Genomic DNA, 18,876 nt, shown 5'->3' on the forward strand with positions numbered 1-18,876 from the left:
ACTGGCCATCCCTTTAGTTATTTGCAAAATATTTTCCAAGTCCATTCACAATCCCTGTTACTAATTTCTTCTGATAAGGAGTTGTATGAAGCAGTGCTTCCTTCTCTTCATTAGACATAAATCCGAGCTCCAGTAACACAGATGGCTTTAAAGTCTGTCTAATAACAAAAAAGTCTCCATGGGTTGTCCCCCGGTTTTCTGCATCTGTTTCTTTAATAATTTCTTTTTGAACATAATTTGCCAAGCCCTGGTTTTGCTCATGATAGTAATAGGTTTCAATTCCACTTACATTAGGAAGATTGGGAACACTATTGTAATGAATACTAACAAAAGCATCTGTGTCCATTATGTTTGCAAAGCTAACCCTGCTGCCAAGTGAGATGAACTCATCTTCGGGTCTGGTTAAAAGCACTTCGGCTCCCAGTGTTGAAAGCTCCTGTGCTAATTCGTTTGCTGTTAGAAATGCAATGTTTTTTTCATAGGATCCTGTTGCACCAATAGCTCCAACATCCCGACCACCATGGCCTGCGTCAATAACGATGGTTTTGTTAGTAAATCCGGTAGTAGAAGAGGTTTCATCTTTCTCTACAAGTTGTTTTAAAATAAACCCGGTGAAGTCATCTTTTGTAATCTCATACCATTCGCCTTTTTCGGAAATTACATCATAGGTTGTACCCTGATCAGCAAAATGGATAATATCATTATCAGTAGAAGGACCGCTGCGGATTTGGGTATTGTCATGTTGTATAGTGATGGTTTTTTCAGTGAAGTCTTCATTAGATTCAGCTTTGATCGATAGGTATTCTGTTGTAACCCAGCCTGTCTGATCACCAAATTGTATTTCCACCCATTCGTCCGCTTGCTGAATAATTTGGTATACATCATCTGTATTTGCCTTTCCAATACTGTCATAATCTGTACCTGGACCGCTTCTAATATTTAAACCATCCACATTAATAACTGCCTGATCAGCATATACTTGATTAGCATACAATAAAACACTAAAGTGCAGTGCAATTATTATTAAGAAATTACTTTTAAATTTCAAATTTGTCTCCTCCTCATACAATCTCATGATTCTATTTGTTAAGTATAATAAAAACTTCCCTTTAAGGCAAAACTAGTTACACTAAGGGAGGAAGTTTTAATGCGATTTAATGAAAAACAATGGAATTCAGCAAACAATAAAGATATTCTTGGTGTTAATATCCATCATTTCATGGAAATGGAGGGACATTCAAATCATATGGAAATAGCCCAGGAATTTGGGATATCCATCGGAGAGGTTAAAATGTTAAAGAAAAAAATTAATCGTGCTTGACAATAATTCATCTACAGATTAATATAATAATCATTCAAATGATTAAATAGAAGTATAAATAAATTATAATAAAAAACCAATGAAGGAAAAAGTAATTAGATACCAAATGAAAAGAGAGAAAATGCCATTGGCTGAGAGCATTTTCACATGTTGGTCTAATGAAAGACATTCCCAAGGATTTGTATCGAAATTTCAAGTAGGTATAAACGTCCCCACAGGCGTTAACTGTGAAGAGCGGATGCAGGAAAAATGCATCAACTAGGGTGGCAACGCGGGTTAACTCTCGTCCCTTATTTTTTAATAGGGGATGGGGGTTTTTTTCTATTTTCATACATTATTAGGAGGTATTTCGGATGAATATGAAAGCACCACGAGGTACGGTTGATATTTTACCAAAGGATGCAAGGAAATGGCAATTTGTTGAAAGTAAAATAAAGAATATTTGTGACAAATTTAATTTTGAAGAAATTCGTACACCATTATTTGAGCATACAGAGGTTTTTCAACGAGGAGTCGGAGATTCAACTGATATCGTTCAAAAGGAGATGTACACATTTGAAGATCGGGGTGGCAGGAGTTTAACACTTAGGCCGGAAGGAACCGCTTCTGTGGCACGGGCTTTTGTAGAAAACAAATTATTTGGTGATCCTAATCAGCCTGTTAAACTGTATTACTTTGCTCAGATGTTCCGCTATGAACGTCCACAAAAAGGGAGAATGCGTCAATTAAATCAATTTGGTGTGGAAGTTTTAGGTAGTGCAAGTCCAGCTGTTGATGCTGAGGTTATTGATTTAGCAATGAGCTGCTACAGGGAATTAGGTTTAAAATCTTTAAAATTAGTCATTAATTCATTAGGTGATAATGAAAGTAGAACAAATCACCGCAGGGCATTGGTAGAACACTTTACCCCACATAAGGATGAGCTTTGTAAAGATTGTCAAACACGACTTAGCCAAAATCCTTTACGTATATTGGATTGTAAAACAGACAGTGATCATCCCGCGATGAAAACTGCACCTTCCATTTTGGAATTTTTGAATGAGGAGTCAAAGAATTATTTTGATCAGGTGAAGGACTATTTAACAGCGATGGGGATCGACTATATTGTTGATAAGAACCTGGTACGGGGTCTTGATTATTATAATCATACAGCCTTTGAGATTATGAGTGAAGCAGAAGGATTCGGTGCTATCACCACATTGGCTGGTGGTGGCAGGTATAATGGCCTTGTTGAAGAATTGGGAGGACCAGCGACACCTGGAATTGGCTTTGGTATGGGACTAGAACGATTACTTATGGCACTGGAAGCAGAAAAAAAGGAAATTCCAATCGATGAAGCATTGGATTGCTTTTTGGTTGCGGTCGGTGATGAAGCTGAAAAAGAAGCAGTCCGGCTTGTTCATGAATTACGAAAGAATGGTATTCAGGTAGATAAAGATTATCAGGGTCGTAAAATGAAAGCACAATTTAAATCAGCTGATCGGAACAAGGCTAAATATGTTCTGATATTAGGAGAAGACGAACTCCAAAAACAAATAATAAATGTCAAGGAAATGCAAACAGGTGAACAAGTTGAAATCCCATTGTCACAGCTTGCCATGACCATGCAGGAAAAGCTTCAAGGAGGAATAGAAAATGAGTAAACGGATCTTAGCCGGAACATTACGGGAAAACAATATAGAACAAACAGTATTATTAAAAGGATGGGTACAAAAGCGGAGAGATTTGGGTGGCTTAATTTTTATTGATTTGCGGGACAAATCCGGAATTGTCCAAGTTGTTTTTAACCCTGATCAATCAAAAGAAGCATTGGAAGTTGCGGAATCAGTGCGAAGTGAATATGTTGTTGAAATAAGTGGTGTTGTTGTAAAAAGAAATGAAGCAACAATTAATACCTTAATGGACACTGGAAAGATCGAACTAATGGCAACTGACCTTAAGATCTTGAATAAATCCAAAACACCTCCATTTGCTATCCAGGATAAAACTGATGTTTCTGAGGATTTGCGCCTTAAATATCGCTATATAGATTTACGAAGAAGTTCACTGCAGGAAACATTTAAACTGCGTCATCAAACAACACAGGCTGTTAGAAATTATTTAAATGATAATGGATTCCTGGAAATGGAAACACCTATTTTAACTAAGAGTACTCCTGAGGGAGCACGTGACTATTTGGTGCCAAGCCGCGTACATTCAGGAGAATTCTATGCATTGCCACAATCGCCGCAGTTATTTAAACAGTTAATTATGATGAGTGGCTTTGAAAAGTATTACCAGATTGCACGATGCTTCCGTGATGAAGACCTGCGTGCAGACCGCCAGCCGGAATTTACACAAATTGATATTGAAACATCATTTATGACAAGTGATGAAATCATGGAAATGACGGAACAAATGATGCAAAAAATCATGAAGGAAATAAAAAATGTCGATCTTGCATTACCACTGAAGAGAATGCCATATGATGAGGCAATGGAACGTTTTGGGTCAGATAAACCTGATACAAGATTTGGTATGGAACTGATCCACGTATCTGATATTCTGGCTGAATCCACTTTTAAAGTATTTCAAGGGGCAATTTCAACTGGTGGAAAAGTTTGTTTACTTAACGTGAAGGAACAAGCTGCAAACTATTCACGCAAAGATCTGGATAAACTGACTGATTATGTGAAGGTTTATGGTGCTAAAGGGTTAGCATGGCTTAAAGTAGAAGGTGATGATTTAAAAGGACCTATCACCAAGTTTCTATCAGAGACGGAAAAAGCGGAACTTGTATCCCGTGCGGATGCAAATGATGGAGATTTATTATTATTTGGTTCGGATAAAGCATCCGTGGTGTATGACAGTTTAGGTGCTCTAAGGTTAAAACTTGGTAAGGAATTAAAATTAATTGATGAATCAAAATTCAATTTCCTATGGGTAACTGATTGGCCATTGCTTGAATATGATGAAAATCTTGAGCGGTATTTTGCTGCACATCATCCATTTACATCACCTGTCGAAGAAGATATTGATAAATTAGCAACAGATCCAGGTAGTGTCCGTGCAAATGCGTATGACCTTGTGTTAAATGGTTATGAACTCGGCGGAGGTTCTATTAGAATATATAAAAAAGAACAACAGGATCAAATGTTTAATGTGTTAGGATTTACAAAGGAAGAAGCAAATGAACAATTTGGCTTCTTGCTGGAAGCATTGGAATATGGTGCACCACCACATGGCGGTGTAGCACTTGGTCTTGATCGAATTATTATGCTTTTAGCTGGCCGAACGAATTTACGTGACACCATACTGTTTCCGAAAACTGCTTCAGCATCTGACTTATTAACAGATGCACCGAATGAAGTAAGTGAAGCGCAATTGGATGAACTTGCTATTCAGCTGACTGAAAAAAAGGACTAGATTGGTAAACTGCTGATAATATATAATAAATTTTATATATGTAAATATTGAAAAAATAAAGCTTCTGTGTTAAAATAAATTTACAATCAAATGAAGAACTACCAATCCTGATGTGTTCGTCTATTAAAAGTGTTTTGACCGAACAACTTTATACTTGGGAGCTCGAAGTTGTTTTTATGTTGCGTGCATGCCCCGTTTTTATATCCGGGGAAGCATAACATACATAAAACAGAGCACCCACCTGCCTGGAGCGGGATCAAAACTTAAAGTTAGACGGCACAATTGGGATTGATAGATACATAAAAAAAGCTGACCTGATTATAAAAATAATTGGGTCAGTTTTTTATTTTGAAATATTAATTTGATCCTTGGGCAAGCTGCTGGAGATTACCGTTTTTATCCATACGAAAGGCTGGTGGAGCCATCGTTCCCTGGTCATCAAGCACTGTCATTTTCCTTGCTCTATCCATTATTTGAATAAATACCTGATAATCTTCCTGAATAGTAGATAGCTGCTGCTTTGTTTGTGTTAATTGTTTTTCTAAACTTTCCACCTGTTCCTCTAATTCAAGATTCACTTTTTGTGTTTGTTCTAAAGATGCTTTTGATTGATTCGAAGCATGATAGTCTTTTTTAACATGCTTTAAAAATTGGATAACCATGTCCATCGTAATAGATGGTTCTTCAACCTTTTGAGGTATTAACTGCTGCTCTTTACTGTCCTCCTCATAAGGTTCGTAATTTTGAGGTATGGTAATAACTGGTTGTCTGGTTTGTTGTAAACTTCCTGATATTGCCCGTTTTTTCTCTTTCCGTTGTCTTTTTGCAAGATCAATAGCATTGTCATACTTTGTACGGACCTCAGCATTCCAGCGAAATCCACATGCTGCGGATGTACGGTTTAATTTGTCACCAACTTCATCAAATGCATTTAATTGTGTGCTTCCTTCTCTAATATGGCGCAGAACTGTTTCTGCTAATAATAGATCATCTTCATGTGACCAAGCATCCTGTCTGACTTTCACCATTTTGTTCAACTCCTTTTTCGGATAACAATATATACTTGATTTAATAGTTTATTTTTATTGTTACCTTATCGAAAAGGAATTATACCTACTTGTTTTTATCATTATGGATTTTTTCATAAACTTGTTTAATAGCTTGTTCGAATTTCCCGGAATTTTTAGGGTTATAATAGTGTTTGTTTTTTATAGAATCAGGTAAATACTGCTGACTCACCCAAGCTCCATCATAGTTATGTGGATATTTATACTCGTTTCCTCTGCCTAGTGCTTTTGCACCCTGGTAATGGGAATCTTGCAAGTGTTTTGGAATTTCACCGCTTTTACCACTGCGAATATCAGTCAAGGCACTATCAAGTGCTTTGTATGCTGTATTGGATTTTGGTGATAAAGAAAGTTCTACAATAGCTACAGCTAACGGAATACGCGCTTCCGGAAACCCTAGACGCTCTGCAGCCTGTACTGCTGCAATAGCACGGGGACCTGCCTGAGGATTGGCAAGGCCAATATCCTCATACGCTATTACGATCATTCTGCGTGCAATACTATCCAAATCTCCAGCTTCAATCAATCTACCTAAATAGTGCAAGGCGGCATCAACATCACTGCCGCGGATTGATTTTTGAAAGGCTGATAGAACATCATAATGTGCATCTCCATTTTTATCATGTGAAAAACTTTTCTTTTGCATACATTCTTCAGCTGTTTCGAGATTAATAATAACTTGATTATCTTTGTTTTTTGGTGTGGAAGAAACAGCTAATTCCAATCCATTTAATGCAGAACGCATATCACCATTGCTGCTTCCTGCAAAGTGCTCCAAAGCATCTTCTGTTATTGTAATTTCTTCAGTTCCGTAGCCATTTTCTTTATCTTCCAATGCACGTTTTATCGCAGTTTTTACATGAGTTACAGTTAATGGATGCAGCTCAAACAGGTGACATCTGCTTCTAATTGCAGGATTGATGGAATGATAGGGGTTACTGGTTGTAGATCCTATAAGTGTAACGAGATTACTTTCCAGATGTGGAAGCAGAAAATCCTGTTTTGCTTTATCCAGTCGATGAACCTCGTCCAATATGAGTACAACCTGTCCCATCATTTTTGCTTCTTCAATAACAATTTCCATATCTTTTTTCTTATCCGTTACGGCATTAAGCATTTTTACTGGGATACCCAGGGTTTTAGCTAATGCTACTGCCATGGACGTTTTACCAGTTCCAGGTGGTCCAAATAGGATCATGGAAGCTAAGCGTTTAGCCTGAACCATTCTATTTATTATTTTTCCTTCAGTAACAAGATGTTCCTGTCCGATAATTTCATTAATATTTTCCGGTCTCATTCGAAAAGCAAGTGGTTTTTGTTTCATTTTAATCGTCCTTTTGATAAAATAGTTGATTGTTTACTTCAGCGTAATTGTGATACGGATATAATGCAAGTTACTTGCCGTTCATGCTATAATATCATGTATTAAAGACAGAATGGTATTTAACTGCATATAAACTGATAGTAAGCTTGACTGATTAAAAGATTTATAAGGAATGTATTTAAAATAGAGGTGTATTGAATGAAGATTTCAACCAAAGGACGATATGGGTTAACAATAATGATTGAATTAGCAAAAAAATATGGGAATGGTCCAACATCGCTTAAATCCATTGCTCGTGACAATGATTTATCTGAACATTATCTGGAGCAGCTAGCTTCACCACTCAGGAATTCCGGTCTGATCAAAAGTATTCGCGGAGCATATGGTGGCTATGTACTGGCAAGAGAGCCAAAGGATATTACTGCGGGCGATATTATTAGAGTACTCGAAGGACCGATTACGCCAGTTGAAGGAATTGAAGATGAAGAACCGGCCAAACAGGCATTATGGATGCGAGTTCGTGACGCTGTAAAAGATGTGCTTGATACAACAACACTTGATGATTTATCACATCATAATGACGATGAACCACAAGAAGCATACATGTTTTACATCTAGGCCCTTTGCGAAAGTTATGTTGTTTTTTAATGTTCGTATTGGATCTAAAGTTTGACGCAATTCCTATTTGATATAAAGTATTTGCTATAATCGCCGTTCGGGATCGCTCTGGGCGGATGCTTTCCGCGGGCACGGCCACAGCCTCCTCGAGAAAACCACTCTGCGGGGTCTTCGGACTCGTGCTATTCCCGCAGGAGTCACCGCCCTTCGCTCACCGAACTGGTTAGGTGGTTTGATGTTTCGTTTATTGATTACTAATTCAGCTCATCGGCAGTAATCGGAATACCAGCGGAGGAAATACACGTAGACTCCTGTGGGAGGAAAGGCATAGGTGAGACCCCCGAGTGCGTAGCACGAGGAGGCTCACCAGCCGCCCACGGAAAGCGTAGTGTATTTCCGTAGCGCTGAATTAGCACTCATCTTCTAAAGGGTGGGGGAAGTCATACTAAAGTTACGTCGTCTTCTATATTTTTTTGTGTCAAAACACAATCTCTTAAAAAAACAGCCTATATTTAAGGTTTAAATCATAGGAAGGAAAATATATTATGGAACAAATCTATTTGGATCATGCAGCAACTACACCAATGGACAGACAAGTAATTGATGCAATGCTTCCGGTATATAATGAAGTATTTGGTAATCCGTCCAGTGTTCACTCATTTGGCAGAAAAGCAAGACAGCTACTGGATGAAGCTAGACGCACAATGGCGAAAAGCATTCATGCAAATGAAAAAGAGATTACTTTTACAAGTGGTGGAACAGAAGCTGATAATTTGGCACTGATCGGTACTGCTTTGGCTAATCAGCATAAAGGTAAACATATTATTACAACAACACAGGAGCATCATGCCACACTTCACACAGTAGAACATCTGGAAAAGCAGGGATTTGATGTTACTTATTTGCCTGTTTATGAGAATGGTAAAATAGCTGTAAATGATTTAAAAGAAGCATTAACAGATGAAACGATTATTGTCTCGATCATGTATGTTAATAACGAGACTGGAATCATTCAGCCGATTGAAGAAATTGGTCAGCTGTTAAAAGAACATCAGGCATACTTTCATTCTGACGCAGTTCAGGCATATGGTTTATTGGATATTGATGTGAAAGACATGGGCATTGATATGTTAACAGTGTCATCACATAAAATTAATGGACCAAAAGGGATCGGATTTCTATATGCTGCAGAAGATATTACAATAAATGCGCAGCAATTTGGCGGAGAACAAGAGCGTAAACGCCGTCCGGGTACTGAAAATGTGGTTGGGGCAGTCGGCTTTCAAAAAGCAGTGGAATTAGCTATGGAGAATAAGGAAGAAAGAAGAAACTTATATCTTAATTATAAGAATCTTTTTTTAACGGAGCTTGAGGAAAATGATATTTCCTTTGAAATTAATGGGGATCACGAATCAGCTTTGGCTTCTATTGTAAATATCAGTTTTCCTGGTGCAAATGTAGAATCGCTCCTTACTAATTTTGACCTGAGTGGAGTCGCAGCATCAAGTGGGAGTGCTTGTACTGCAGGGTCGGTAGAACCATCTCACGTATTAACAGCCATGTTTGGAGAAAATAATGAATGTACGACTAACTCGATTCGGTTTAGTTTTGGATTATTTAATACTACAGAAAATGTAGAAGCGGCAGCTAGAAGAGTTGCAAAAATTGTAAAACGATTAACTTCGTAAAGGAAAGTGACTAAAATGAAAAGCAATAAAGATATACGAGTAGTTGTAGGCATGAGTGGCGGTGTTGATTCATCAGTTGCAGCCTTATTATTGAAAGAGCAAGGTTATGATGTAGTCGGAATTTTTATGAAAAACTGGGATGATACGGATGAATTTGGTGTATGTACGGCAACAGAGGACTTTGACGATGTTGTTCGGGTTTGTAATCAACTGGATATTCCCTACTATGCAGTGAATTTTGAAAAACAGTATTGGGATAAAGTATTTACGTACTTTTTGGATGAATATAAAGCTGGCAGAACACCAAATCCTGATGTGATGTGTAATAAAGAAATTAAATTTAAAGCATTTCTTGATCATGCCGTGTCTCTGGGAGCTGATTATCTGGCAACAGGTCACTATGCACAGGTCAGAAATAACGATGGCCATTATGAAATGCTGCGTGGGGTAGACGATAATAAGGATCAAACCTATTTTCTCAATCAATTAACAGAAGATGTACTGGCGAAAGTAATGTTTCCATTAGGTCATTTGCCAAAATCCGAGGTTAGAGAAATTGCTAAAGAACATGGACTTGTTACTGCAACTAAAAAAGACAGTACAGGAATCTGTTTTATTGGTGAGCGTAATTTCAAAGAATTCCTGGGCGAATATCTGCCCGCACAACCAGGTGAAATGAGTACATTGGATGGCATTGCTAAAGGAAAGCATGACGGATTGATGTATTACACACTCGGTCAACGTCAAGGGCTTGGAATTGGAGGAGCGGGTGATCCCTGGTTTGTTGTAGGGAAAAACCTAAAAGATAATATCCTTTATGTTGAGCAAGGGTACTCGAATGAATCCTTATATTCAGATGGACTTGTAGCAACTGATGTTAACTGGATTAATCCAGACATCATTCAAGATACGTTTACTTGTACAGCTAAATTTCGTTATCGTCAGAAGGATAGTGCTGTAACCGTTACTTTACTTGAGAATGGTAAAGTAAATGTGGTATTTGCCGACAGAGAAAGAGCGATTACGCCGGGACAGGCAGTTGTATTCTATGATGGTGAAGTCTGTTTAGGCGGTGGAACGATTGATGAAATAATTAAAAATGATCAAGCACTTGATTATGTTGGCTAATAGAGCGAACACCCACTAGTTAGGAGCAGTTTTATATAATGGATAAAAATAAGCAGGCAATCAATTTAATGAAAGAAAATAAATTTGAAGAGGCAGCAAATATCTTCGCAGAGGTAATCGAAGAACAGCCTAATGATCCACTTGGGTTTATTAATTTTGGAAACTTACTGCTGCATGTTAAAGATTACCAACGCGCCGAGCGATTTTTTGAGCGAGCAATTGAACTAGATCAGCATGCAGCAACTGCCTTTTACGGGTTGGGAAATCTATATTTTGAACAGTCATCTTATCCAAAAGCAAAGGAGAACTTCCAAAAAGCTATTGAGTTAGGTTTGGAGGAAGCTGATGTTTTTTTCATGCTTGGAATGACTTTACAGAATGAGGAGCAATTTACACTCGCATTACCGTATTTACTCCGTGCAACAGAACTTGATCAGGATGATGAAGATATTCTTTTTCAATATGGACTCACACTAGCACAAAGTGATCATATAACAGACGCCGAGTCGGTTTTTAGCAATGTGCTGAAAAAAAATCCGGATCATAGTGATGCACATTATAATATAGGTGTCATTTCACTGATTCATGAGAAAGCGGAGGCTGCTTTAACCCATTTTAACGAAGCATTGCGTATACAGCCTGATCATCTACTAGCAGCAAATGGAAAGAAAAGTATAGAACAAATTTTAAACGATAACGAATAGTAGGACATTGGGGTTGTTTTTGATGGAGTTGGATCAACAATCTAATACAGAACAGGGATTTATAAAGGGTGAACTCCTTTATACAATTTTTCATAATGAAACAGAGCATTTTTCGATTGCAAAAATTAAAGTTCAGGAGACAAATGAGGATTTTAAAGAGAAGGAAATTGTTGCAAAAGGCTATTTTTCAAACCTTCAGGAACAAACAACCTACTATTTTTATGGTGATTTTGAGAAACATGCCAGATACGGATTGCAGTATAAAGTGAGTTCCTATCAAACTTTTATTCCGGATACGAAGGATGGGCTGATTGCCTATCTATCCAGTGACTTATTTTATGGAGTAGGAAAAAAAACAGCAGGCCGAATTGTTAAGCATTTAGGAGAAAGTGCCATATCCAAAATTTTAAATTCACCTGATATATTAAATGAAATCCCTGCAGTTAAAAAAGAAACAGCTGAATTACTTGCTAGAACGCTTCAGGAAAACCAGGGGTTTGAGCATATCGTAGTTTATTTATCGAAATATAATATTGGATTAAAAATGGCACAAAAAATATATCAAAAATATAAAGATGAGGCGATTGATGTCTTAGAAGAAGATCCCTATCAATATGTATTTGATATAGATGGATTCGGTTTTCGAACAGCTGATGAGATCGCAAGACAAAATGGTCTTTCCTTAACACACCCAAATCGGATTGGTGCAGGCTGTATTTATATATTACAAAAAAGCATCCAGGATGGACATGTATACCTGCCATTGGATACATGTGTGTATCAGGTGCTTCATTTATTATCAAACCAATCCATTTCCCAGACCATAATTACTGACAGATTAGAAGAGTTAAATACAGATAAATCTGTTATTGTTCAAAATGGTAAAGTCTATCTACCTTCACTTTATTATGCAGAGGATGGTTTCGCTTCCCATTTAAATAGAGTTATTTCCAAACAGATTGAGCATGAAACCCCATTGGCAGAATTGATGAAAATAATTGGGGAAATAGAAGAGACAGAGGTTTTAAGCTACGGAAAAGAACAATTTAATGCTATTAATCAAGCATTGCATTCTAAAGTTATGATCGTTACAGGTGGTCCAGGCACAGGGAAAACAACGGTTGTAAATGGTATTCTTAAAGCATATGCAGCTATTCATGAAGTATCTTTGAACCCTCGGGATTATGACAATAAATCTGATTTTCCGTTTATTTTAACTGCGCCTACAGGTAGGGCTGCTAAACGATTGAATGAATCAACAGGACTCCCTGCAGTGACGATTCATCGGCTTTTAGGCTGGAATGGGAAGGATGGATTTGAAAAAGATCAGAACGAACCACTGACAGGTAAATTTTTAATTGTGGATGAGTTTTCGATGGTTGATATTTGGCTTGCCAATAGTCTATTTAAATCAATACCGGACGATATGCAAATTTTAATCGTAGGTGATGAGGATCAATTGCCTTCAGTGGGACCTGGGCAGGTATTATCTGATTTACTAAGCAGTGGGTTAATCCCTTCTATTAGTCTCAGCGAAGTATATCGTCAAAAAGAAGGATCAAAAATCATTCATCTTGCCCATGATATAAAAAACGGCACCTGTACCAGTGAAAAACTGCAAAATGATAAAGATTTTAGTTTTATCTCCTGTAATGAATACCATATGATTGATGTAATCACTAAAGTATTTATGAAAGCGAAAGAAAAAGGTATTGATCTTAAAGATATTCAGGTACTTGCACCGATGTACCGCTCACAGGCGGGTATAACAATTATTAATAAAAAACTGCAGGAATTAATCAACCCTAAAAATTCACGAAAACGGGAAGTAAAGACAAGTGATGCTGTATTTAGAATTGGTGATAAAGTACTTCAGCTTGTTAATCAACCTGAAGATGGTGTTTATAATGGTGATATTGGTGAGGTGGTTGCCATCTTCGAAGAGGATGAAAACACAGAAAACGTGGAGCAGTTAGTCATCCTGTTTGAAGATAAAGAAGTGGTTTATGAACGAAAGGATTATGTGAATTTAATGCATGCCTATTGTATATCAATTCACAAATCGCAAGGCAGTGAATTTCCAATTGTTATACTTCCGGTTGTTTCAACATATAATCGCATGCTAAGAAAGAACCTGCTTTATACAGCAATTACGAGAAGTAAGGAATCCTTAATTATTTGTGGAGAGGAACATTCATTCCTTCGTGGGGTTCAAACCATTGATACAAATAAGCGGTGTACATCTTTAAAAGAACAATTGATGGAACGGCTGCAAAATCTCCCGCAACAATCAATAGAAGAGGAATCAGAAGAAAAAGAAATAACCCCATATGATTTTATGTAATTAAAGAGGTATATTTTAGTGAAATTCGGGTTAGCATAACATAAAAAGAGGTTTTATCCTTTTTTTCAATATAAACTAAAAGAGGAGTACTATTTATGATGCGATGCCCGAATTGTAATGGAAAGGATATTGGCAAAATTGGCACACAGAACTATTATTGCTGGACATGCTTTATTGAGATGAACGTGGACCAGGATAAATTAACTGTTCACCAGGTGGAAGCAGATGGTTCTTTAAGTTCGCTTGATGATTTATTTTCAGAGGATGAAAGAAAAATTGAATGGTAAATCCCAGCTGCAAAAGTAAACTAATTTTTGTGCAGGGGGAAATTGTACATGCTAAAAGATAAAAAAGTACTAATTTTTGTATATTCATTAATTATTGGTATCTTTGTTTTCTTATTTGTATATTTACTTGTTAAACTGTTCCCTCTATATGGAACTGTTTTTTCATTTCTTTGGAGCCTTTTGTCACCTTTTTTAATTGCTTGTTTAATTGCTTATTTGCTATATCCAGTTATTAATAAATTGCATAGCTATAATATTCCCCGTGGATTGGCCATACTTTCCATTTACCTTTTATTTTTTGGCAGTGCTGCTTATTTAATTTATCGTGTTTATCCAATGATGATTCATCAACTGCGTGATTTGAATGAACAATTACCACAATTTATCAGTATGTATGAAAATCTGGTTTATAATCTTTATGATTATACATCATTTTTGCCGGAAGCTGTCCATGATAAGATCGATCAAATGATTGTAGGTGTTGAAAACACATTAAATAATCTTCTGACAAAGTTGATTGGCGGATTCACTAAGATTTTTGATATGATTATAATTCTTACAGTTATTCCTGTTCTAGTATTTTATTTTCTAAAAGATTTTAATACCATTAAAAAATACGCTAAAAAGTTTATCCCTGAAAAATATCAACAACAGGCAAGTAAAATGTGTCATGCAATTGATGATAGTTTGGGGAGTTATATTCGGGGTCAATTATTTGTCTGTTTATTTGTCAGTATTACGACATTAATTATTTTCCATTTATTAGATATCAAATATGCGTTATTATTAGCAATCTTCATGGGTATTACAAATATTATTCCATATTTCGGCCCGATCATTGGTGCGATCCCTGCTGTAGCTATAACGTTCACAATGTCCGGAAAAATGGTTATATTTATATTAATAGCTATATTTGTTATTCAGTTAATTGAAAGTAATTTATTATCCCCATATATTGTTGGAAAAAGTATTAACATTCATCCTGTAGCTATCATATTTGTGCTTTTACTTGGTGGGAAATTATTCGGAGTACTTGGCATGATACTAGCGGTTCCATTGTTAACCATTTTAAGGGTTATTGTTAATCACTTGATTGCTTTTCGGCGATATAATTGACAATTGCACAGAAGTTTTCTATAATATCGCTAAGTTAAAGCTTTATAAAGGTTTGAATATGCTGTTATATACGTTAAAACATTGAAGGTTATAAGTACATGAAATTCGGTTTATCAGAGAGGGATTTCCTAAGGGGCTGAAAGAAATCCTAAATCAGAGTCATGGAAAGCTAAACTGGAGTATGGTTAATACCCATCGGTGTCAGACCGTTAACATGATCAAGTGATGGATAATGTTATTATTCATAATTAGGGTGGTACCGCGATAATATCTCGTCCCTGCGTTTAAGCAGAGATGGGATTTTTTTTATTTTAAAAGGGATAAAAAGGAGGAAGCAAATTGAAACAGTTAACATCAGCAGAAGTAAGACAAATGTTTATCGATTTTTTTAAGGAAAAAGGTCACAGGGTTGAACCGAGTGCATCCCTTGTACCAAAAGATGATCCGACATTATTATGGATAAACAGTGGGGTGGCAACATTAAAAAAATATTTTGATGGTCGTGTGATTCCGGAAAACCCCAGGCTTGTTAATGCTCAAAAATCAATTCGTACAAATGATATTGAAAATGTAGGGTTCACTGCAAGGCATCATACATTCTTTGAGATGCTTGGGAACTTTTCCATTGGAGATTATTTTAAAGAAGAAGCAATTGAATGGGCATGGGAATTTTTAACGAGTGAAAAATGGATTGGTTTTGAACCTGAATTGCTATCTGTTACCGTTCATCCGGAAGATGATGAAGCTTATGATATTTGGTTAAATGAAATGAAATTACCTAAAGAACGAATTATTCGTCTGGAGGAAAATTTCTGGGATATTGGGGAAGGACCAAGTGGACCAAACACAGAAATATTCTATGACCGTGGAGAGAAATATGGAAATGACCCGAATGATTCCGAATTATATCCTGGCGGAGAGAATGACCGTTATTTGGAAATCTGGAATTTAGTGTTTTCACAGTTTAATCATAACTCTGATGATACGTACACACCACTCCCGAAGAAGAATATTGATACAGGTTTGGGACTGGAAAGAATGGTGTCAATTATCCAGGATGTACCTACAAATTTTGAAACAGATCTTTTTATGCCGATTATTCGAAAGACTGAAGAACTAGCTGATACAACATATGGAAAAACAAAAGAAGCGGATACAGCTTTTAAAGTTATTTCAGATCATGTTAGAACGGTTAGTTTTGCCATTGGCGATGGGGCAGTTCCTTCCAATGAAGGCAGAGGATATGTACTAAGAAGGCTATTAAGAAGAGCGGTTAGATTTGCAAAAGAAATCGGTATTGAAAGACCATTTTTGTATGAGCTGGTAGATACTGTGGGAGAAATAATGAAGGATTTCTATCCGGAAGTATTAAAAAAGAAAGAGTTTATTATAAATATCGTAAAAATAGAAGAAGAGCGCTTCCATGAAACTTTAAATGAAGGACTTGAAATTTTATCTACCATCATGAAAAAAGAAAAAGAAAGAGGAAATACAATTTTTCCTGGTGTAGAGGTATTCCGTTTATACGATACGTACGGATTTCCAAAAGAATTAACCCAGGAGTATGTTGAGCAGCAAGGATTTACGATAGATGAAAATGAATTTAATCAAGAAATGAAAAAGCAGCGTGAACGGGCTAGAAATGCACGTCAAAAGGTAAATTCCATGCAAGTACAGGACAGTGTTTTAAGTGTTATTGAAGTAGATAGTGAGTTTATTGGATATGAAACATTGGAGACAAATACTAAGATAGAATCAATCATAAGCGACAATGAAGCTGTTGAAACTGCAGGAGTAGAGAGTGAAGTGTTTATATTATTGAAAGAAACACCATTTTATGCAGAGAGTGGCGGACAGGTTGCTGACAATGGGTGGATCTATACAGATAATGCATCAGCATACGTGGAAGATGTGCAAAAGTCTCCAAAAGGCCAGAATATTCACCGTGTCCGTGTCAAGGAAGGGCAGCTTCAAACAGGTGATAACGTGAAGGCAGTTGTTGATTCACATTTCCGTACATTTACAATTAAAAACCATACGGCTACTCATTTATTGCATCAAGCATTAAAAGATGTCCTTGGAAGTCATGTTAATCAAGCTGGTTCTCTCGTAACACCGGATCGGCTGCGATTTGATTTCTCACACTTCAACTCTGTTACAAAAGAGGAATTACAAAAAATCGAACAAATTGTCAATGAAAAGATTTGGTCATCTATTTCATTAATTATTAACAATAAAACAATAGAAGAAGCAAAGGAAATGGGAGCAATGGCGCTATTTGGTGAAAAATACGGTGATATTGTCCGGGTTGTACAAATCGATGATTACAGTATTGAATTATGTGGTGGCTGTCATGTGGGGAATACTTCGGAAATTGGCTTATTTAAAATTGTATCAGAAGCTGGGATTGGTGCTGGTACCAGGAGAATTGAAGCTGTTACAAGTAAGCATGCATATCAATACTTTAACAATAAATTAACACTGCTTGAGGATTCAGCTCAGTTATTAAAAACCAGTGAAGATAAGCTTCCTGACCGTATCGAAGGCCTATTCCAGGAAATGAAGGATGTACAAAAAGAAAATGAATCATTAAGTGCAAAATTATCAAACGTGGAAGCTTCCTCGATATTGGATCAAGTTGAAACGATCAGTGGTGTTCAGTTATTGGCACAAAAGGTAAATGTAAAAGACATGAATCAATTAAGAAATATGTTAGACGACTTAAAACAAAAGATGGAATCGGGTATAATATTACTTGCGGCTGAAAACAATGGAAAAGTACAACTTGCAGCTGGTGTTACGAAAGATTTGATAGAACGTGGCCTACATGCGGGAAACCTGATCAAACAAGCAGCTAAAGCGTGTGGCGGTGGCGGTGGTGGCCGTCCTGACATGGCACAGGCCGGCGGAAAAGACCCACAGAAAATTAAAGAAGCTCTTGATACAGCAAAACCATATATTATTGAAAATATTAAAAAGTAAACTACTTGAATCCTATTAAAGAGCTTGAAGATCGACTTAAATGTAAAACATATAATATTTTATCTAAACATGTTAAAATAAGTGTTGAAGATAGTATTTGTTTTTAATAACTATCAACTATGTTAAAATTATAAGAGCGTAACATCCAAATATAAGTAAACTATGCAATTAATTAGTTAAAGCATAGTTATTTTAAGAACGAGGTGTCACTATGAGTTCAATTGATAAAACAATGAAATTTAATTTTTCGGAGGAACCATTTGATCAGGATATAAAAGAAATCCTATTCACAGTGCATGAAGCATTGCAGGAAAAAGGATATAATCCGATTAATCAAATTGTGGGTTATTTATTATCTGGTGACCCGGCATACATCCCCAGATATAAAGATGCTCGTAATTTAATTCGTAAAATAGAACGTGATGAAGTGATTGAAGAGCTTGTCAAGTTTTATTTAGAACAACAACAGGCGAATAGATGAAAATTATTGGATTAGATGTGGGATCAAAAACAATCGGAGTTGCTGTAAGCGATGCATTCGGCTGGACAGCGCAAGGATTAACAACAATTAAATGGAATGAAACTGATATCGATTCTGCAGATGCAGAATTAAAACTGATTATAGAGGAACATGAAATAGGAAAGGCTGTTGTTGGCCTTCCTAAAAATATGAATGGCACCATCGGAGAACGTGGTATAGCTTCACAAACCTATGCAAAACATATAGAAGACATTTTAGGGATCCCAGCTGTTTTATGGGATGAACGCCTAACAACTATTGCCGCTGAACGTGTGTTGCTGGAAGCAGACATGAGCAGAAAAAAAAGGAAAAAGGTAATTGATAAAATGGCTGCTGTCATGATTTTGCAAGGATATCTTGATCAAAAGTAAA

At 36.6% G+C, this 18,876-nt stretch carries 16 protein-coding genes, 1 other RNA gene and 2 other annotated features; of the genes, 14 read left to right on the plus strand and 3 right to left on the minus strand.

All coding sequences use genetic code 11. The features are described from left to right. Nucleotides 1–13: 13 nt before the first annotated feature. On the minus strand, nucleotides 14–1,048 hold the full coding sequence (locus tag CIL05_RS13275; protein ID WP_240510195.1) for an N-acetylmuramoyl-L-alanine amidase family protein: 1,035 nt from the start codon (nucleotides 1,046–1,048) through the stop codon (nucleotides 14–16). Between the two features lie 99 nt (nucleotides 1,049–1,147). Here CIL05_RS13275 and CIL05_RS22275 point away from each other — a divergent pair, with 99 nt between their 5' ends. From CIL05_RS22275 to ssrS, 4 genes are all read left to right on the plus strand, one after another. Then, nucleotides 1,148–1,321, plus strand: coding sequence for a hypothetical protein (locus CIL05_RS22275; RefSeq protein ID WP_165769126.1), 174 nt, complete (start codon nucleotides 1,148–1,150; stop codon nucleotides 1,319–1,321). A 70-nt stretch (nucleotides 1,322–1,391) separates the two neighbouring features. Further along, nucleotides 1,392–1,615, plus strand: a binding site (T-box leader). Between the two features lie 59 nt (nucleotides 1,616–1,674). Next, nucleotides 1,675–2,964 carry a histidine--tRNA ligase gene (gene hisS / locus CIL05_RS13280; RefSeq protein ID WP_095656035.1) on the plus strand — a complete coding sequence of 430 codons (1,290 nt, stop codon included), beginning with the start codon at nucleotides 1,675–1,677 and terminating at the stop codon, nucleotides 2,962–2,964. Next, a complete protein-coding gene (aspS, locus tag CIL05_RS13285; protein ID WP_095656036.1) occupies nucleotides 2,957–4,726 on the plus strand; it encodes an aspartate--tRNA ligase in 1,770 nt (589 codons plus the stop codon). Before hisS ends, aspS begins: the two co-directional genes overlap by 8 nt. Nucleotides 4,727–4,827: 101 nt before the next feature. Next, nucleotides 4,828–5,019: non-coding RNA, 6S RNA (gene ssrS / locus CIL05_RS13290), on the plus strand. A 63-nt stretch (nucleotides 5,020–5,082) separates the two neighbouring features. Here ssrS and CIL05_RS13295 read toward each other — a convergent pair. Beyond that, the gene (locus CIL05_RS13295; RefSeq protein WP_095656037.1) at nucleotides 5,083–5,754 is read right to left on the minus strand and encodes an RsfA family transcriptional regulator; all 672 of its coding nucleotides are present in this window, start codon (nucleotides 5,752–5,754) and stop codon (nucleotides 5,083–5,085) included. 85 nt (nucleotides 5,755–5,839) lie between these two features. Further along, entirely contained in the window at nucleotides 5,840–7,117 is a 1,278-nt protein-coding gene (locus CIL05_RS13300; RefSeq protein ID WP_095656038.1) for a replication-associated recombination protein A, read from the minus strand. 198 nt (nucleotides 7,118–7,315) lie between these two features. Between CIL05_RS13300 and cymR the strand changes: the two genes are divergently transcribed. The 10 genes from cymR (at nucleotide 7,316) to ruvX (ending at nucleotide 18,875) form a co-directional block, all read left to right on the plus strand. Then, nucleotides 7,316–7,735 carry a cysteine metabolism transcriptional regulator CymR gene (gene cymR, locus CIL05_RS13305; protein WP_095656039.1) on the plus strand — a complete coding sequence of 140 codons (420 nt, stop codon included), beginning with the start codon at nucleotides 7,316–7,318 and terminating at the stop codon, nucleotides 7,733–7,735. Between the two features lie 545 nt (nucleotides 7,736–8,280). Then, a complete protein-coding gene (locus CIL05_RS13310) occupies nucleotides 8,281–9,423 on the plus strand; it encodes a cysteine desulfurase family protein (RefSeq protein ID WP_095656040.1) in 1,143 nt (380 codons plus the stop codon). 15 nt (nucleotides 9,424–9,438) lie between these two features. After that, the gene (mnmA, locus tag CIL05_RS13315; RefSeq protein ID WP_095656041.1) at nucleotides 9,439–10,551 is read left to right on the plus strand and encodes a tRNA 2-thiouridine(34) synthase MnmA; all 1,113 of its coding nucleotides are present in this window, start codon (nucleotides 9,439–9,441) and stop codon (nucleotides 10,549–10,551) included. 38 nt (nucleotides 10,552–10,589) lie between these two features. Then, nucleotides 10,590–11,255, plus strand: coding sequence for a tetratricopeptide repeat protein (locus tag CIL05_RS13320; protein WP_095656042.1), 666 nt, complete (start codon nucleotides 10,590–10,592; stop codon nucleotides 11,253–11,255). A 22-nt stretch (nucleotides 11,256–11,277) separates the two neighbouring features. Further along, the gene (recD2, locus tag CIL05_RS13325) at nucleotides 11,278–13,599 is read left to right on the plus strand and encodes an SF1B family DNA helicase RecD2 (RefSeq protein ID WP_095656043.1); all 2,322 of its coding nucleotides are present in this window, start codon (nucleotides 11,278–11,280) and stop codon (nucleotides 13,597–13,599) included. Between the two features lie 95 nt (nucleotides 13,600–13,694). Then, on the plus strand, nucleotides 13,695–13,886 hold the full coding sequence (locus tag CIL05_RS13330) for a YrzR-like zinc ribbon domain (RefSeq protein ID WP_095656044.1): 192 nt from the start codon (nucleotides 13,695–13,697) through the stop codon (nucleotides 13,884–13,886). 48 nt (nucleotides 13,887–13,934) lie between these two features. After that, on the plus strand, nucleotides 13,935–15,002 hold the full coding sequence (locus tag CIL05_RS13335) for an AI-2E family transporter (RefSeq protein ID WP_095656045.1): 1,068 nt from the start codon (nucleotides 13,935–13,937) through the stop codon (nucleotides 15,000–15,002). 72 nt (nucleotides 15,003–15,074) lie between these two features. Continuing rightward, nucleotides 15,075–15,285: a binding site (T-box leader), on the plus strand. Between the two features lie 56 nt (nucleotides 15,286–15,341). Continuing rightward, complete coding sequence (gene alaS, locus CIL05_RS13340) at nucleotides 15,342–17,984, plus strand: alanine--tRNA ligase (RefSeq protein ID WP_095656046.1); 2,643 nt, start codon at nucleotides 15,342–15,344, stop codon at nucleotides 17,982–17,984. A gap of 211 nt (nucleotides 17,985–18,195) precedes the next feature. Further along, complete coding sequence (locus CIL05_RS13345) at nucleotides 18,196–18,465, plus strand: IreB family regulatory phosphoprotein (RefSeq protein ID WP_095656047.1); 270 nt, start codon at nucleotides 18,196–18,198, stop codon at nucleotides 18,463–18,465. Further along, complete coding sequence (gene ruvX / locus CIL05_RS13350) at nucleotides 18,462–18,875, plus strand: Holliday junction resolvase RuvX (protein WP_095656048.1); 414 nt, start codon at nucleotides 18,462–18,464, stop codon at nucleotides 18,873–18,875. The genes CIL05_RS13345 and ruvX overlap by 4 nt, the downstream gene beginning before the upstream one ends. The last annotated feature ends 1 nt before the right edge of the window (nucleotide 18,876 follow it).

The sequence above is a fragment of the Virgibacillus profundi genome (assembly GCF_002287375.1).
In the GTDB taxonomy this organism is placed as follows: Bacteria; Bacillota; Bacilli; order Bacillales; family Amphibacillaceae; genus Virgibacillus_K; species Virgibacillus_K profundi.

Bases quoted from the DNA above. Each gene is read 5' to 3' on its own strand.
- cymR (WP_095656039.1), top strand. From the start codon at position 7,316: ATGAAGATTTCAACCAAAGGACGATATGGGTTAACAATAATGATTGAA.
- ruvX (WP_095656048.1), top strand. From the start codon at position 18,462: ATGAAAATTATTGGATTAGATGTGGGATCAAAAACAATCGGAGTTGCT.
- mnmA (WP_095656041.1), top strand. From the start codon at position 9,439: ATGAAAAGCAATAAAGATATACGAGTAGTTGTAGGCATGAGTGGCGGT.
- CIL05_RS13330 (WP_095656044.1), top strand. From the start codon at position 13,695: ATGATGCGATGCCCGAATTGTAATGGAAAGGATATTGGCAAAATTGGC.
- CIL05_RS13345 (WP_095656047.1), top strand. From the start codon at position 18,196: ATGAGTTCAATTGATAAAACAATGAAATTTAATTTTTCGGAGGAACCA.
- CIL05_RS22275 (WP_165769126.1), top strand. From the start codon at position 1,148: ATGCGATTTAATGAAAAACAATGGAATTCAGCAAACAATAAAGATATT.
- CIL05_RS13310 (WP_095656040.1), top strand. From the start codon at position 8,281: ATGGAACAAATCTATTTGGATCATGCAGCAACTACACCAATGGACAGA.
- hisS (WP_095656035.1), top strand. From the start codon at position 1,675: ATGAATATGAAAGCACCACGAGGTACGGTTGATATTTTACCAAAGGAT.
- CIL05_RS13300 (WP_095656038.1), bottom strand. From the start codon at position 7,117: ATGAAACAAAAACCACTTGCTTTTCGAATGAGACCGGAAAATATTAAT.
- CIL05_RS13295 (WP_095656037.1), bottom strand. From the start codon at position 5,754: ATGGTGAAAGTCAGACAGGATGCTTGGTCACATGAAGATGATCTATTA.
- CIL05_RS13335 (WP_095656045.1), top strand. From the start codon at position 13,935: ATGCTAAAAGATAAAAAAGTACTAATTTTTGTATATTCATTAATTATT.
- CIL05_RS13320 (WP_095656042.1), top strand. From the start codon at position 10,590: ATGGATAAAAATAAGCAGGCAATCAATTTAATGAAAGAAAATAAATTT.
- recD2 (WP_095656043.1), top strand. From the start codon at position 11,278: ATGGAGTTGGATCAACAATCTAATACAGAACAGGGATTTATAAAGGGT.
- aspS (WP_095656036.1), top strand. From the start codon at position 2,957: ATGAGTAAACGGATCTTAGCCGGAACATTACGGGAAAACAATATAGAA.